Annotated in this window: 13 protein-coding genes; 11 read left to right on the top strand and 2 right to left on the bottom strand. The window is 47.7% G+C overall.

The window, feature by feature from the left end:
- Nucleotides 1-45 precede the first annotated feature (45 nt).
- The 8 genes from gatC (at nucleotide 46) to metF (ending at nucleotide 9,346) form a co-directional block, all read left to right on the top strand.
- Entirely contained in the window at nucleotides 46-330 is a 285-nt protein-coding gene (gatC, locus tag AWB54_RS08530; RefSeq protein WP_061214189.1) for an Asp-tRNA(Asn)/Glu-tRNA(Gln) amidotransferase subunit GatC, read from the top strand.
- Nucleotides 331-344: 14 nt separating this feature from the next.
- Entirely contained in the window at nucleotides 345-1,808 is a 1,464-nt protein-coding gene (gene gatA / locus AWB54_RS08525; protein WP_061214188.1) for an Asp-tRNA(Asn)/Glu-tRNA(Gln) amidotransferase subunit GatA, read from the top strand.
- A complete protein-coding gene (gene gatB / locus AWB54_RS08520) occupies nucleotides 1,801-3,243 on the top strand; it encodes an Asp-tRNA(Asn)/Glu-tRNA(Gln) amidotransferase subunit GatB (RefSeq protein WP_061214187.1) in 1,443 nt (480 codons plus the stop codon). The genes gatA and gatB overlap by 8 nt, the downstream gene beginning before the upstream one ends.
- A 313-nt stretch (nucleotides 3,244-3,556) precedes the next feature.
- Nucleotides 3,557-4,729, top strand: a complete 1,173-nt coding sequence (gene nifV / locus AWB54_RS08515; protein WP_082736102.1) for a homocitrate synthase — start codon at nucleotides 3,557-3,559, stop codon at nucleotides 4,727-4,729.
- 51 nt (nucleotides 4,730-4,780) lie between these two features.
- Complete coding sequence (locus AWB54_RS08510; protein WP_061214206.1) at nucleotides 4,781-6,031, top strand: 3-isopropylmalate dehydratase large subunit; 1,251 nt, start codon at nucleotides 4,781-4,783, stop codon at nucleotides 6,029-6,031.
- Nucleotides 6,032-6,125: 94 nt separating this feature from the next.
- Complete coding sequence (locus AWB54_RS08505) at nucleotides 6,126-6,626, top strand: 3-isopropylmalate dehydratase small subunit (RefSeq protein ID WP_061214186.1); 501 nt, start codon at nucleotides 6,126-6,128, stop codon at nucleotides 6,624-6,626.
- Nucleotides 6,627-6,803: 177 nt separating this feature from the next.
- Nucleotides 6,804-8,072 carry an NADP-dependent isocitrate dehydrogenase gene (gene icd / locus AWB54_RS08500; protein ID WP_061214185.1) on the top strand — a complete coding sequence of 423 codons (1,269 nt, stop codon included), beginning with the start codon at nucleotides 6,804-6,806 and terminating at the stop codon, nucleotides 8,070-8,072.
- 386 nt (nucleotides 8,073-8,458) lie between these two features.
- Nucleotides 8,459-9,346, top strand: coding sequence for a methylenetetrahydrofolate reductase [NAD(P)H] (gene metF / locus AWB54_RS08495; protein WP_061214184.1), 888 nt, complete (start codon nucleotides 8,459-8,461; stop codon nucleotides 9,344-9,346).
- Here the strand turns inward: metF and AWB54_RS08490 are convergent.
- The gene (locus AWB54_RS08490; protein WP_061214183.1) at nucleotides 9,343-10,836 is read right to left on the bottom strand and encodes an ATP-binding protein; all 1,494 of its coding nucleotides are present in this window, start codon (nucleotides 10,834-10,836) and stop codon (nucleotides 9,343-9,345) included. The two genes, metF and AWB54_RS08490, sit on opposite strands and share 4 nt — an antisense overlap.
- Before the next feature lie 305 nt (nucleotides 10,837-11,141).
- Between AWB54_RS08490 and AWB54_RS08485 the strand changes: the two genes are divergently transcribed.
- Nucleotides 11,142-12,317, top strand: coding sequence for a stalk domain-containing protein (locus tag AWB54_RS08485; protein WP_061214182.1), 1,176 nt, complete (start codon nucleotides 11,142-11,144; stop codon nucleotides 12,315-12,317).
- A 120-nt stretch (nucleotides 12,318-12,437) separates the two neighbouring features.
- Here AWB54_RS08485 and AWB54_RS08480 read toward each other — a convergent pair whose 3' ends face one another.
- Nucleotides 12,438-13,088 (bottom strand): acetate uptake transporter, encoded by a 651-nt coding sequence (locus AWB54_RS08480; RefSeq protein ID WP_153014693.1) that lies wholly within the window; start codon nucleotides 13,086-13,088, stop codon nucleotides 12,438-12,440.
- 629 nt (nucleotides 13,089-13,717) lie between these two features.
- Between AWB54_RS08480 and AWB54_RS08475 the strand changes: the two genes are divergently transcribed.
- Nucleotides 13,718-15,556, top strand: a complete 1,839-nt coding sequence (locus AWB54_RS08475) for an acyl-CoA dehydrogenase (protein ID WP_061214181.1) — start codon at nucleotides 13,718-13,720, stop codon at nucleotides 15,554-15,556.
- A gap of 420 nt (nucleotides 15,557-15,976) precedes the next feature.
- Nucleotides 15,977-16,465: a MerR family transcriptional regulator gene (locus AWB54_RS08470; protein WP_061214180.1), complete on the top strand. Its 489-nt coding sequence runs from the start codon at nucleotides 15,977-15,979 to the stop codon at nucleotides 16,463-16,465.
- The last annotated feature ends 274 nt before the right edge of the window (nucleotides 16,466-16,739 follow it).

Raw genomic sequence — 16,739 nt, 5'->3', positions numbered from 1 at the left:
TATAATATTGAACATAAATGTTTTAAGCGACAAGGGGGTAGCTTGATGGCGCTTTCACCTGAAGAAGTAAATCATGTGGCTATGCTGGCTCGTCTGGCCTTAAGCGAAGATGAGAAAACCGCCTTTGCGGAGCAATTAAGTTTGATATTGGATTATGTGGAAAGACTGAACGAGCTTGACACCGGGGAGGTAGAGCCATTGATTCATATATTGCCTGTCTTTAATGTCCTGCGCCCGGATGAGGCCCTTCCCGGCTCCTCCCAGGAAGAAATTCTATCTAATGCTCCCCTGGTAGAAGATGGCCAGTACAAAGTCCCCAGGATAATATAGGGAGGTTTTCGCCAGTGGATTTATACAAGCTTACGGTACATGAATTGCAGGATAAACTGCTCGCCGGGGAAATATCTTCCGAGGATATTGTAAAGTCCCTTTTTTCCCGGATTGCTGTCGTGGAGGAAAAAGCGCAGGCTTTTATTACTTTATGTGAAGAAACGGCCTGGGAAAGCGCGCGCAGGATTGACCAGCAGGGTGAATATGGTGGAATTAAAGGTATTCCCTATGGGTTAAAAGACCTTTTCTGCACTCGGGGCATTAAAACCACCTGTGCTTCCAGGATGTTGGAAAATTTCGTACCCAGCTATGAATCAACCGCCAGCAAGCTCCTCAATGAAAAGGGCGGGATACTCTTGGGTAAATTGAATTTAGATGAGTTCGCCATGGGCTCTTCTACTGAGCAATCGGCCTTTTTCCCCAGTCGTAATCCCTGGGACTGGGAAAGGGTCCCTGGAGGCTCTTCCGGTGGTTGTGCCGCCGCCGTAGCTGCCGGGGAAATACCTTTTGCCCTGGCTAGCGATACCGGAGGCTCCATTCGCCAACCGGCGTCCTATTGCGGTATAGTTGGACTAAAACCGACCTATGGACGGGTTTCCCGCTGGGGGGTAGCGGCCTTTGCTTCTTCCCTGGACCAGGTAGGTATATTATCTCGTAATGTACGCGATTGCGCTTTAATACTTAAAATTATTGCCGGCAAGGATCTACTTGATGCTAGCAGCGCCGATATCGAAGTTCCCGATTACAGCGCTTTTTTGGATGGGGAAGTAAAGGGGATGAGAATAGCCTATCCCCGGGAGTACTTCCGGCAGGGGGTGACGGAAAGTATCCGGACAGCGGTGATGAAAGCCCTGCGGAAATTTGAAGAACTGGGGGCTATAGTGGAAGAAGTATCGCTCCCGCATAGCGAATATGCTCTGCCGGCCTATTTTATTGTGGCTCCGGCCGAGGCCAGCACCAACCTGGCCCGCTTTGATGGAGTCAGATACGGCTGGCGCGATGGTGAAGCCGCTAATGTGGCAGATATGTTTTCTCTATCCCGGGCCCAGGGCTTCGGGCCGGAAGTAAAAAGAAGGATAATGCTGGGAACTTATGCTTTGAGTTCAGGCTATTATGATGCCTATTACCTTAAAGCCATGAAAGTAAGAAGATTGATAGCCGCGGATTTTGCCGAGGTTTTCCGGGATTTTGACCTCATAGTATCACCAACTACTCCGACTACAGCTTTCCAATTGGGAGAGCAGATTGATGATACCCTGACCCTTTATATGAATGATGCTCTTACCGTTCCGGTAAACATGGCCGGACTACCCGGCATTTCGATTCCCTGTGCTTTGGATGATGGTTTGCCGGTGGGTATGCAGCTTATTGGCCGGGCCTTTGATGAGGCCACCCTGTTAAAAGCCGCCTATGCCTTTGAGCAAAACACTGATTATCACCGGCTTACACCGGTTCCGGGGGGTGGAATTAATGAGTAAGGAATTCGAGACGGTAATTGGACTGGAAGTACATGCGGAATTAAAGACCGAGTCCAAGATTTTTTGTTCCTGTTCCACAGCTTTCGGGGCGGAACCCAATAGCCAGGTTTGCCCGTTTTGTGCAGGTTTTCCCGGTGCTTTGCCGGTGCTGAATGAAAAGGTGTTGGAGCTGGCCATTAGAACGGGGATAGCTTTAAATTGTGAAATACCGGAATATTGCAAGTTTGACCGCAAGAACTATTTTTATCCCGATTTACCGGCGGCTTATCAGATTTCCCAGTTTGACCAGCCTGTTTGTAAAAACGGTTATCTGGAAATTGACCTGGATGGAGAAATCAAGAGAATAAGAATAAACCGGGCCCATATGGAAGAGGATGCGGGGAAACTGGTGCACCAGGGTGATATAACTACCACTCCCTTTTCCCTGGTGGATCTCAACCGTTGTGGCATAGGCCTGCTGGAGATAGTATCGGAACCGGATATGCGCAGTGCCCGTGAAGCCAGGGCCTACCTGGAAAAACTGCGGTCGATTTTATTATTTGCTGGGGTATCCGATTGCAAGATGCAGGAAGGTTCCCTGCGTTGTGACGCCAATATATCGGTACGACCGGCAGGACAAGAGGAACTTGGTACCAGAACCGAAATCAAGAATCTGAATTCCTTCCGTTCGCTGGAACGGGCTATTGAATATGAAGCCAGGAGGCATGTGGAAGCCATTGAAGATGGTGAGGAACTGCTGCAGGAAACCAGAACCTGGGATGAGGAGAAACAGCTCACCCGCTCCATGCGCAGCAAAGAGGAAGCCGATGACTACAGGTATTTTCCGGACCCCGATTTGCCCCCGCTTAGAATCAGCCGGGAAAGGATAGAAGAGATACGGCGACAAATGCCGGAACTGCCGGATGCGGCTCAGGAAAGACTGGTGGAGACTTATGGCCTCCCCCATTATGATGCGGCTATACTTACGACCACTCCTGATTACCTGGAATTCTTCGACCGGGTAATAAAAATCTATCCCGATGCCAAAGTGGTGTCCAACTGGATGATGAGCGAATTGAACAAGTATTTAAACCAGAGCAACCTGGAAATATCCGATTGTTTGCTTAAACCGGAGAAACTGGCGGAAATGCTCCAGCTTATTGATGACGGGACTATAAGCGGCAAGATGGCCAAAACTGTATTTGCAGAAATGTTTAATAGCGGCAAGAGCGCTCCGGAAGTGGTAAAGGAAAAGGGTATGGTACAGATATCGGATGAGAAGGCCCTTTCCGCTATTATTGAGAGTATTGTCAACGGCAACCCGAAAGTAGTGGAGGATTACCGCAACGGCAAGGAAAAAGCTTTTGGCTTTTTTGTCGGTCAGGTTATGAAGGCTACCCGGGGGCAGGCCAACCCCGCTGTGGTTAATAAATTATTGAAAGAAAAGTTAAAGTGACGAATTTCTTAACATAAATAAGCGCGATTCTATGGCAAAAACTCTTTTTGTTGCATGGGATTGCATAAATATGCAAAGCGAGCGTTGGCGAAGCATGGATGCTTCACCCTTCGGGTACCCCTTGAGCCGCGAGACAAGCCGTTGGTGTTGCCCATGCGTAGCGCCCTGTCGGGCACAACGGATGCTCCCTTCGGTTGCTATTAAGGACGCTGCGAGCGGAATATTTATGCAAGCTAATGCATAATTATTACTTTTTGCAGTGGAATCACAGTTACATTATATTTTTAATAGTGAATTCTGGGGAGGGGAATAAATGACGCGTTCAAGCATGAATAAAGATTGGTTCCTGGAGGAAGGCGCCCGGGTTAATATTGTGGATACCACCCTGCGGGATGGAGAACAGACAGCTGGTGTGGTTTTTACTAACGATGAAAAAGTTCAGATTGCCCGGTACCTGGATCAGATTGGAGTAGACCAGATAGAAGCCGGTATACCGGTTATGGGCGGGTTTGAGAAGGACTGCATCAAAGAGATAGTTGCTCTGGGTTTAAAATCCAGCATAATGGCCTGGAACCGGGCCGTAATCGCCGATATTAAAGAGTCTCTGGACTGCGGGGTGGATGCCGTGGCCATATCCATATCTACCTCGGATATTCATATCGAGCACAAGCTGCAAACCACGCGCCAGGATGTATTGAACCGGATGTCCGACGCCGTCAAATTCGCCAAGGATAAAGGGCTCTATATATCCGTAAATGCTGAGGATGCATCTCGTTCCGATATTGATTTCCTGACCGAGTTTGCCCTGCTGGCCAAACGATCAGGTGCTGACCGCCTGCGTTTTTGCGATACCGTAGGGACCTTGACCCCCCTTTCCGCATTTCGCTATATCAAAACCTTGATTGACGCCGTAGGTATCAACATAGAGATGCATACGCATAATGATTTTGGGATGGCTACCGCCAATGCCCTGGCCGGGGTTTATGCCGGTGCCAACTATGTCGGCGTTACTATCAATGGACTGGGAGAGAGAGCGGGTAATGCCTGCTTGCAGGAAACTATTATGGGACTCAAATACCTGATGAATGTAAATCTTCCCTATAACACCACCTTATTCCGGGAAGTAGCCGAATATGTAGCCCAGGCTTCAGGCCGGGCTTTATCCGTTAGCAAACCCATAGTGGGTTCCGGCATCTTCGCCCATGAATCTGGTATTCACGGTGATGGGGTATTGAAAAACCCGCTTACTTATGAAGTATTCAGCCCCGAAGAGGTTGGGCTGGAAAGACAGATTGTAATTGGCAAGCATTCAGGTACAGCCGCCGTCCGCTCGAAATTCACCCGTGAATACAGTATTGAGCTGGACGATACAGAGGCATCCCAAATTTTGGCCCGGGTTCGGGAAATGTCTATTGAATTGAAACGCTCCCTTTTTGACAAAGAGTTGATGTATATATACGAAGAGCTGCATGGGAAAACCAGATAGCACAGTGACATCTCAATTGTATATCAATAAATTTAGGAGGATTTGATTGCTTTGGGAAAAACAATTGCGGAAAAGATTTTATCCACCAGGAGCGGCCGGGATGTTAAAGCCAATGACATCGTAGTAGCCGAACTCGATTTCATCATGGGGCAGGATGGAACCTCGCCTCTGGCCATACAGGCTTTTCAAGAAATGCAGGCCAGGAGGGTATTTGACCCGGCCCGCATTGCCATGGTTATCGACCACAGCGCACCCAGTCCCCTGGAAGGCGTCTCCGAACTGCATCAGCAGATGCGGAGTTTTGCCGGTGAACAGGGGATATGTTTTTACGATATAGGAGACGGAGTATGCCACCAGCTCTTGCCTGAACAGGGACATGTAGTCCCCGGCGACCTGGTAATTGGGGCCGACTCCCACACCTGTACCTATGGAGCCATCAATGTCTTTTCTACCGGAGTAGGCTCCACTGACCTGGCTGCCGGCCTGATTTCCGGCAAGCTCTGGTTCAAGGTTCCTGAAACCTTCAAGTTTGTTTTAAACGGCCAGCTTCCTGCCGGCGTCTATTCCAAGGACCTTATTCTCCACCTGATTGGAGATGTTACGGCTGATGGCGCCACTTATATGGCGGCGGAATATGTCGGAGAAGCTATTGCCGGCTTGTCGGTGGAGGCCCGCTTTACTATCAGCAATATGGCTATCGAGATGGGAGCCAAAGCCGGCCTTATGGAAGCCGACCAGAAAACCCTGGATTGGGTCAAACAGCATAGTACAAAAAGTTTCACCCCGGTTAAAGCGGATGCTGATGCGGTCTATGCCCGGATAAAAGAATACGATGTTTCCCGGCTGGAACCGCAGGTGGCCAGGCCCCACACGGTGGATAATGTTGCCCCGATCGGGGAAGTGGCAGGTACTCCCATACAACAGGGAGTAATCGGCACCTGTACCAACGGCCGCATAGAAGACCTGCGTATTGCCGCGTCTATACTAAAGGGAAGAAAAGTCAAGAGCCGCTTGATAGTTGCCCCTTCTTCCCGGCAGGTAATGCTTCAGGCCATACGGGAGGGGCTTATAGAAATATTCCTCGAATCCGGGGCGGCAGTGGTAACCCCTGGTTGTGGACCCTGCGTAGGCACCCATAACGGTGTTCCCTCTGACGGGGAAAATGTAATATCCACTGCCAACCGCAATTTCAAAGGCCGGATGGGAAATAATCGTGCTTTTATTTACCTGGGCTCACCGGCTACAGTTGCCGCATCGGTAATTAAGGGAGAAATCGGCGACCCACGGGAATTTCTACGCTAACAGTCTGTGCTATAGTATTATCAAAAACAAAGGCTGGCGCATCAAAGTGGGTATAGAAATAGGCAACAAGGAGATTAGAAGGAGATGGAGAAGCATGGATTTAAAAGGACAGGTACACAAATTCGGAGATGATGTCAACACCGACTATATTATATCAGGCCGCCACAAGTTTAAAACCCTGGACATGAAGGAACTGGCCAAATATGTGATGGAAGACCTGGACCCCGAATTCTATAGTAAAGTTAAAGCCGGAGATTTCATAGTAGCCGGGAGCAATTTCGGTTGCGGCTCCTCACGGGAACAGGCGCCTTTGGCAATAATCAACGCTAATATCAGTGCGGTAGTGGCCAAATCCTTCGCCCGCATTTTTTACCGCAATTGTATCAACACCGGATTACCCCTGATTGAATGCGACACCGAGCAGATTGATGAAGGGGATGAGCTCGAAGTCGACCTGCAAAAAGGGGTCTTGTATAATCGCAGCAAAGGCATAGAGATTGCTGTTACCCCTTTGCCGGATGTAATGCTGAAAATCCTGTCTGATGGGGGCCTGGTAGAGCATTTTAAAAAATACGGAACCTTTAATTTTGACTAACCCCGCATGGCCGCAACCTTAATAGTGACACCCGCATGGTGAGGGCCATAACCAGCATGAAAAGTGATTTAGTAGGGGCTTGAATGGTAAGATGTAGCAGCAAATAAACTAAACTCCTCACTCCTCACTTTTCTTATTAATGAATTTTTACTATAAAATTAGGAGGAGATTCGAAAGATGCCAGTAGGAGAAAAAATCAGAGTTGAAGACGGAGTATTAAAGGTACCGGATCACCCTATTATTCCTTTTATTGAAGGTGATGGAACCGGTCCTGACATATGGGCGGCCGCTTCCCGGGTTTTGGTGGCAGCGGTGGAAAAGGCCTATAAGGGACAGAAAAGCATTGTATGGAAAGAGGTGCTGGCCGGGGAGAAGGCCTTCCAGCAGACCGGAGAATGGCTGCCTCAGGAGACTATCGATACTATAAGGGAGTATATTATTGCCATCAAAGGTCCTTTGACCACCCCGATAGGAGGAGGCATTCGTTCCCTTAATGTGGCTCTACGACAGGAATTGGATTTATATACCTGCCTTCGGCCTGTACGCTATTTCGAGGGAGTACCTTCACCGGTCAAACGCCCCGAGGATACCGATATGGTCATATTCCGGGAGAATACCGAGGATATTTATGCCGGAATTGAGTACCCCCGCGGTTCTGAGGAAAGCGATAAACTCTTGAAGTTTCTACAGGAGGAATTGGGGGTCAAAAATATCCGTTTCCCCGGCAGCTCCGGTATCGGCATAAAACCAGTGTCAGAAGAAGGAAGCAAGCGTCTGGTTCGGGCTGCCATCAATTACGCCTTGAGTGAAGGGCGGCGCAATGTTACCCTGGTGCACAAGGGAAATATCATGAAATATACCGAAGGAGCCTTTAAACAGTGGGGTTATGACCTGGCTGAAAGCGAGTTTGGGAATAAAGTATTTACCTGGGATGAATATGACCGGATAAAAGAAGAAAAAGGGACGGCTGCTGCCGACCAGGCTCAGAAAGAGGCGGAGGAAGACGGTAAATTGATTATAAAAGATGCCATAGCCGATATTTTCCTGCAGCAAATCCTGACCCGCCCGAATGAATTTGATGTGGTGGCCACCCTTAATCTCAACGGTGATTATATATCAGATGCCCTGGCGGCCCAGGTAGGAGGAATCGGTATTGCTCCGGGGGCCAATATCAATTATGTTACCGGCCATGCCATTTTTGAGGCGACTCATGGCACCGCCCCCAAATATGCCGGCCTGGACAAGGTCAATCCCTCTTCCGTGATATTGTCGGGCGAACTTATGCTGCGGCATCTGGGATGGAATGAAGCTGCCGACCTGATTATTGCGGCCATGGGCAAGACTATCGCCAGTAAAGTGGTAACCTATGATTTTGCCCGTCTCATGGAGGATGCTCAGGAAGTCAAGTGTTCCGGATTCGCCGATGCGCTGATAGCGAATATGTAAATACGGAGGACGGAAGGCGGAGGCAGAATGGTACCCCTTGAGCTGCGAGACAAGCCGCAGGTGTTGTCCATGCGAAGCGCCCTGCGGGCACAACTGATGCTCCCTACGGTCGTAATTAAGGGAGCTAAGCGGTATATTTATACAAGCCAATGAATATTAATAACTTTTTACAGTAGAAACACTTAGCGGACTACTGGTTGAGTGATGGCCACAGTAATCTTAATAGCAACCAAAGGTTTCAAGTATGTCAATATGTCAACAACCCCGTCCCCGTGACATTGCGTCCCCGTGACACTGGGGAGCTAGTAAGAAAAGTGAGGAGTAAGGGATAAAGGGCAGGGGTTACGGTGTCAAAAGGACCGTCCCCTTGACACCCCGGGTTTGATATGAGAATTATTGAATTATACCGGCAGAAGGTTCCGCTTTTGTCTCTGGAGATATTTCCGCCCCGGATGGCCTATCCCCTGGAAAGTGTTTTTGACACGGTGCAGGAGTTAAAAAAACTGAACCCGGCTTATATAAGCGTTACCTACGGAGCTGGAGGCAGCAACCGGGAACGAACGGTGGAAATCGCTGCCCGGGTAAAAAAGGAATATGGTATTGAAGCCCAGGCGCATTTGACCTGCATAGGCCATCGCCAGGAGGATATCAAAAATATACTTGCCCGGCTTAATAGGGAAGGAATTTGTAACATTATGGCCCTGCGCGGAGATATCCCGGAAGATGAGCCGGAGTTTGATTCCAGCCGGCAGGAATACCATTATGCCTTTGAGCTTATTCGTGATATAAGGGCCGCCTATGGTGACAGTTTTGGAATTGCCGCCGCCGCTCATCCGGAAGGACATCCCGAATGTCCCCGTTTAAAGGATGATATCTTCCACCTGAAGAATAAGGCGGACAACGGGGTGGATTTCCTAATCACCCAGCTATTTTTCGACAACCGAATTTTTTTTGATTTTTGGGAGCGCTGTCAGGCTACGGGTATAAACTGCCCGGTCATTCCTGGGATTATGCCGGTACTGAACGCCGGGCAAATTAAAAGAATGATCTATCTCTGCGGTGCCTCCATGCCAGCCAGACTCTTGAAACTGGTGGACAAATACGAAAAAGAGCCGGCGGATATGGAAAAAGCAGGTATTGACTATGCCAGCCAGCAGATTAAAGAACTCCTGGAAAATGCAGTAGCCGGTGTGCATCTATACAGTATGAACAAACCCCGGCAGATAAGCGAAATCGTATATAATATAGGCCTGGCCTATCCAGGAAAGGACTAGGATACCTGTATCTTAACTTTTTCAACCTCCTGGTAAAGCTCAGAAAATATCTGCTTTACTTTTGTCAGGTCTTTTATTCGGGAGGCTTGTTCAATGGCTGCAGCCAGTTTGGAAAAATCCATAAATCCATACATACCAGCCGTACCCTTGATATCATGGCTTATCGCCTGAATCTTATCTATATTACGACTATTAATCGCTGCCTCCAAATCGTCGATCATTTCATCCAGTAGTATGAGAAATTCTGGCAGGAGTTCGGCGATCAAGCGCTGGGAAGATACGGATTCCTTGAGATCCCGTTTAATGTATTCTTTCATCAGTTGTACTAACTCATGGGCTTTGAAGGGTTTGGCAATATAGGAGGTACAGCCGCAAGCCAGGCATTTTTCCCGATCTCCCGGCAAAGAATGAGCAGTTATGGCTATTATGGGAATATCCCTCCATTTACTATGCTGGCGGATAAACTGGGTGGCCTCATAGCCATCCATAACCGGCATTTGCATATCCATTAAAACTATATTGACCGGCTTATCTTGAAGAATTTTCAAGGCTTCCAGTCCATTGGGAGCCATAATTACTTCAAAGCCGTAATTGTATAGCATCTGGCCCACGATTTTTTGGTTGAGGGGGTTGTCCTCAACCAGCAGTACCCGAATAGGGATAAAATCCAGTAGGGAATCGTCTCTGTTTCCCAGCTGTTCTCTATCTAATTCATGCGGAGCTTCAATTTCAGTCTCATCTACTTCTATTAGAGGGATGCTAAAACTAACCGTTGTACCGACACCGGGCATGCTGTTTAAACTTATTTTCCCCTCCATTATTTCCAGCAATTTTTTGCAGATGAAAAGGCCCAGGCCGGCTCCTCCATACTGGCGGGAGTTAGAATTGTCAGCCTGAGTGAAGGGCTCGAATACTTTTTCCAGAAAGCCCGAGGGGATACCTATCCCGGTATCGCTGATGGAAAAAAGCAAGCGGGATGAATTACCCGGGTGAATCTTTGCCTTTAACTCTACTCTTCCTTCCGGGGTATATTTAATGGAGTTATAAAGGAGATTGAGCATAACCTGTTGCAGCTTGGTCCTATCCAGCATAATCATTGCAGGTATCCGGCTATCAATATTCAACTTGGATTCAAGCCCTTTTCTTTTTAGCAATGCATCAACCCTGTCGACAGTAGCCATAATTAACTCGCCCAAATTACATGGTTCCAAATTGGGAGCGACCAGATCCGATTCAATTTTTGATACATCCAGGATATTATCAATTAATTGCAAAAGCTGTTCCCCACATTCGCGGATAACGGAAATGTTAGCGGCCTGTTGGTGATTCAAATCGCTTTGTTCGAGCAAATCGAGCGAGCCCAGTATGCCGATAATGGGAGTCCGTATTTCGTGGCTCATGTTCGCCAAAAACTGACTCTTAACCATATCAGCAGGATTACCATTTCCCTGGACAATTGATGATTCAGCCCACCATATTCTCCCTGACATAGTTTGCCACCTCCTACAATAAAACACGCTAACTCCGTTTCGTCCATCTGCTCAGAGCTTCCAGGTCAGGGGGAGAGCCCTGGCCCAACTCCCTACTTTCCTCATTAAAAGGGGATAGTATAAATACGATACTACAAGTTAGCTGAAAAACATGTCAATTTATCAAGAAGGAAATAAATATTTTCTGCAAAAAGTTGATGTTTTATGTAAATCCTGCTTGCTTTTTCAGTCTTGTGGCAGGATTTTGCCGATAGAAATGGAATTATTAAAATAAATTCGGGGAATTATTCTGGAGGTGCGATTATATGAAAAGCAAGTCGTTTTTGTTTACTTTGTTGCTGGCATTGTTATTTGGCCTGGCAGGTTCGGGCATTATTCTCCCTGCGTTGGCTGCGGAGACTCAGCCGGTAAAGATTTTCGTGGATGGCCGGCAGGTGGATCCGGGAGAGGCTGCTCCCTTTATCAAGAATGACCGGGTTATGGTCCCGCTGCGGGTAATTAGCGAGGGACTGGGGCTCAAAGTGGACTGGGATGCGGAAAACTACCGGGTATTAATCAGCAGTTCATCATCGGCGAATCTGTCCTCGTTGCCGGCAGACGGCAAAGGCCAGTTTGTCCAGATTTATTTTGATGGCCGGGAGATTAAACCGGATGATGTATCACCTCTTATAGTAAATGACCGGACCATGGTGCCCTTGAGGTCCACTTTTGAAGGAATGGGTATGAAGGTTGATTGGGACGATACCAACTACCAGGTAATAGTCATGACACCCCAGGCCCGGCCGGTTGACTCCAGTATTACGCCAGTAACACCGGTAAACGATCCACCGGCACCGCTTGCGGATGGTTCCCCCCAGCCGGCAGCAGTTAATAACGATTATGAAATAAGTATAATGGGTGATTCCAGCGCCACACCGGAGCAGTTGAAAGCCCTCTTGCAGGAGAACAACCCGCTGGCACCGGATCTGGTTGAACTCTACCTGCAGATGGGAAGGGAATACGGGGTAAGAGGAGATATTGCCTTCTGCCAGGCAGCCAAGGAAACCGGTTGGTGGAAATTCGGGGGACTGGCCTTGCCCGAGCAGAATAATTATTGCGGCTTAAGCGTTACCGGTAAGGCAGCTACAGCCACGGAAGATTTGCGCGGAGCCAATCCCCAAAAGGTGCGTTTTATTGAAGGTAAGCATGGGGCTTTTTTTGACAGCCCGGCCAACGGAGTGGAAGCACATATTCAACACCTTTATGCTTATGCAACCGCCGCGCCCCTGCCGGCAGGGAAAGAGCTTTTAGACCCCCGTTTTATCCTGGTGAACAGAGGCTGTGCCCCTCGCTGGATAGACCTGGGAGGCAAGTGGGCCACACCAGGCTTTGACCGCAATAAATATAGCGGTTTTGCCGAAGCCTTTGCTGCGGAGGATACCTATGGCCACAGCATTCTGGCGAATTACTATTGGAAGGCGCTTCCCCCTGCCACCATATAACGAGGCAAAATATATATCCCACTTTTTTGGGCTTTACTATCAGCTTGGGAGTAAATAAAAAAGGCAGGTTCTTCACCTGCCTTTTTGAGCTATTTAAAGTAAGATGTAGTAGGATACCGTTTATTTTTTAAGCTGGGCGGCTTTTCTGGCCAGGGAGCCAAAGGGTGCCCCCACCGGCAGTACGGTAAAGCCGTAATGAGAATTTAGCACTGTTGCGGCAGAGCCGTAAAAAGACATTATTGCTATACCCATTTCAGAATAGGCGGCCAACTCATGCCAGGCTTCCCCACCTAATCCCAGGGTGTTCATAAATAACCCCAGGAAAAGCAGGTCAATCAGGAAGAATATTATAAACAGAACCTTGTTGGCACCTGCAGCTCCAACGGTCATGTACACGGTAAAAATGAAGTAACCCAGGAAGGCAAATCCCAGTTGGTGAATATCCGGAGTGATATCTGCGCTCATGCCTATGGTTCCGTTGGCCATCATCCAGGTCATAGCTACGCCAAACCAGAAGAAGCCATATCCACAGAAGGCGGTTGCTCCAAAAGTATTATTGTGCTTATAGTCCATGAGCCCGGCCACAAACTGGGCAGTGGCACCTAAAAAAATAGCCCAGGGAATAATGAAGGCCGTGCCAGTGGTAATACCGAGCTTTTGGGAAGATGCTACCAGGGTTACCATCGCCAGTCCCAATAGCCCCAGTGGTGACGGGTTGGCAACCAGTTCTTGAATGTGCCCGCTTACATGCATTTCGTTTGAATTTGACATAACTACCTCCTCGTGTTTTTAGCAAATTTTTAGTCTCATCCTAAATTATTGGCTTGTATCCCCCTTTCCTTCATAATTAGACTGCAAAAAGACAACATTTTAAAATATTCAACACAAGTTGCTAAAATCCTGTTAGCTTTGTGACCTTTTTCTTTAATTACTTCTTCATTTTGTATTCCCGGAATAGAGCATAATTTTTTTGAGGAATTCCCACTACGACATATTTCTTTGGAAAAAGAGACAGGATTTCCTGGATGCTATAGTTAATAAAAAATTATTGCTAAAAAAAAGGGATTTAGCACAAGAGATTAGAATATAAAAGATAACTAAGTTTGTCCTATTTTTTATGCAATATTTCTTCAGCTCCTCCATTGGGAATTACTGGAGTGTTGTATTTAGCTGTGTATAAGGTTTTTTCTTGGGCCATATAAACAGTGTCCAGTGAATAAAAATGGAGGGCTTATTTTAAGGATAGGGGGAGGTGATGGGAAGTCGTCTTGTTGCCCAAGGACTGTAATGGGGGTTATTTTCTAGAAAAGAAGCTGGGTTAGTAAGGAAGATATCTATAAGGGGGAAAACTAAAAACTAGAACCCTCTTGAAATTATTAGAAAATGGAGGGAATATAAACATGGCTGCTAATTTTGCGATTAATAATATTAGAGACTTTGAATTTATTATAGGCGAATGGTTGCCTACTGAACGCGTTTTCAATTACCCGCAGTTTGCCGATTATTATTCCAAAGATGACATCAAATCGGTTCTGGGACCGATTCTTAAGATGTGTAAAGAAGTAATTGAACCTACCAACGATGATGGCGAGAACCACCCGATTAAATTTGAAAATGGAAAGGTAACCACACCGCCCACCTTTGGGCCCCTTTTCCACCAACTGCAGAGTGAAGGCTGGGGAACCAGCAACATAGACAAAGCCCCGGATGCCATGGTAATGCCGGAAATGCTGCATATGGCGGTTTGGGAACTGATTGGAGCCGCCAACCCCACCTTTATGCCTTATGTACTGCTAACCACTGGTGCTGCAGATCTGATCCAGAGCTTTGGCGATGAGAAGTTAAAACAGATGTTCCTGCCCAAGATGATGGATGGAACCTGGTCGGGGACCATGTGTTTGACCGAGCCCAGCGCCGGTTCCGATGTCGGTGATATTCTTTCCCGGGCTTACCCCACCGATGACCCGCGCATCTTCAAAATCAAAGGAAACAAGATATTCATAACTGCCGGAGACAATGACTTTACTGAAAACATCATCCATCTCTACCTGGCCCGTATCGAAGGAGCCAGACCGGGAACGGGTGGAATCTCTCTCTTTGTTGTGCCCAAATACTGGGTAAACGAAGATGGCAGTTTCTCCGACAATGATTTCCAGACTACTGGTGTAGAGCACAAGATGGGTCAAGCCGGTTCCGTTACCGCTGCTCTGGCCGCTGGTGAAAATGATGGCTGCCGCGGCTGGTTGCTGGGCAATGACCCGCGGGAACATGAGGGTAAAGGCCAGGGTATGGCGCAGATGTTCCAGATGATGAACCTGGCTCGTATGGAAACCGGTCATATGGCCTTGTCCTGTATCATCAACGCCTTTTGCAATGCCCGGGACAATGCCAAGGAAAGGGTACAGGGCCGTCTCTTGACCAATCCCAAGGCTGGACGCGTAGCCATAATCAATCATGAAGATATAAAGCGTACCCTGTTGATGGGTAAAGCACATATTGAAGCTATCCGGGCCATGATGTACCGGGTTTACCTGGCTTTTGACCAGAGAGAGCGCGATCCCGATCCAGAAGTCAGAAAAGCTGCCAGCGATCTGATTGAAATGACCACCCCGCTCTGTAAAGCCTATCCTTCTGATGAAGGTTGGTGGCTTATCAGTGAGGCCATTCAGTCTTATGGCGGATATGGCTACTGTGAAGAATATCCCGTAGCTCAGATAGCCCGCGACATGAAGATCTACTCCATTTGGGAAGGTACCAACTACATCCAGTCCATGGACCTGGTGGGCCGCAAGATGCAAATGAAGGGCGGATCCCTGTTCGGTGCCTGGGTGAAGGAAATGGTAGACTTCTGTGAGGCTAACAAGGGCAACGAAGCCCTGGCCAAGGAATTTGCCATACTGGATAAGGCTTTGAAGGCTTACCAGGAAATGCTGAAAGTTTATGCCGGCTATGCCAAGACCAACTTCAGCCTGGTTCCCCTTTATTCCCGCCGGGTACTCACCATAACCTCGCAGCTGTACTGCGGACGCCAGATTCTTGACCAGGCCGTCCTGGCAGATAAGAAGGCCAAGGAACTGGGAGCCGATCACTATGATTACAACTTCTATAGTGGTAAAGTAGCTTCCGCCAAGTACTATCTGCATAATGTGGTGCCCAATGTATGGAGCGTTTGCGAAATCATTGCGGATGGAGATTCCTCAGCACTTGAGGTTCCCCTGGAAGCATTTGAGTATATGTAAGCCAGGAAGCGGGCAAACCCTGCTTAAATGAATATTCTTTAGGAGTATTCAAAATAGCAAGAATAACCAAGAATAAGTAGAACAAGAAAAAGTTTAAAAGACCCCCGCATTAGCGGGGGTACTTTTCTTACTACGCTAAAAAAGAAGCCGTCCTTATAAAGGGACGGCTTTGCTCATATACGGGTTATTAATGGTCGTTTATGAGCATATAAATTGGGAAGGGAAAGTAAAGCTTCACAATAAAGTTCACAATGTTTAAGAATGAAGTTGACTATCAAGTTAACAATTATGCTGGCTTGAACTGTTCTTGGATGCTGCTTAACAAATACTTCTTAGGATGAAAAGGCTAGTATTTCAATGTTTCCGCTTTATTGTTCAGGCTAATAACAATTTATGAAGTAAGGGGAGGAAAGGTTACAAGTGCAGGAGATATATTATAAGATTAGTGAGATTTCAGAAATACTGGGAGTAGAGCAATATACCCTGCGTTACCTGGAAAATAGCCTGGGTCTTAAAATCAAGCGCAATGAGCGGGGCGACCGGCTTTATAGCGAATCTGACCTGGAAACCCTGAAGTTGGTATTGCAGCTAAAAAACAAGGGACTTAATACCACCGCTATCAAAATGGCCTTGGAGAATATTGAAGAGAGCGAAGAAAAGGCGATAAGTCCGCTGGAGAATAAAGGGCAGGGTATGATGGAAGTAGTTTCCATGGCTAAAAAGATCGTGGAGCAAAACCAGACCCTGCTGGAACAGAACCGTAAACTGGAGCAGCGTATGGAAAAGCTGGAACAGAAGATAGATAAGCGTAATCTGGAACGGGAAAGAAAGATAGATGAATTTCTTGAGCTCTGGAAAGCGGAACAAGCCCGGGGCAAATCCTGGCTATCCCGGATTTTAAGTAAATAGGAAAACGGAGGAGGGGAGAGGGAGAACCGGGAATATGGTATTTAAATATGACTCCACTGCAAAAACCCCTTTTGTTGCATAAGGCTTGCATAAATATACAAGCGAGTGTTGGCGAAGCATGGATGCAACACCCGGCGAAGGCGAGCAGGCGAAAGGGGGCGAGCGACAGGAAGTCGCGAGAGCGCTACCTCCCATGGACGGGAGATTAGCGCGGTACCCCTTGAGCCGCGAGACAAGCCGTAGGTGTTGCCCATGCGAAGCGCCCTGTCGGGCA

It is taken from the genome of Syntrophomonas wolfei subsp. methylbutyratica, assembly GCF_001570625.1.
Classification (GTDB): Bacteria; Bacillota; Syntrophomonadia; order Syntrophomonadales; family Syntrophomonadaceae; genus Syntrophomonas; species Syntrophomonas methylbutyratica.
Note: the sequence above shows the minus strand (reverse complement) of the source record. Positions and strands in the feature narration are given on the sequence as shown.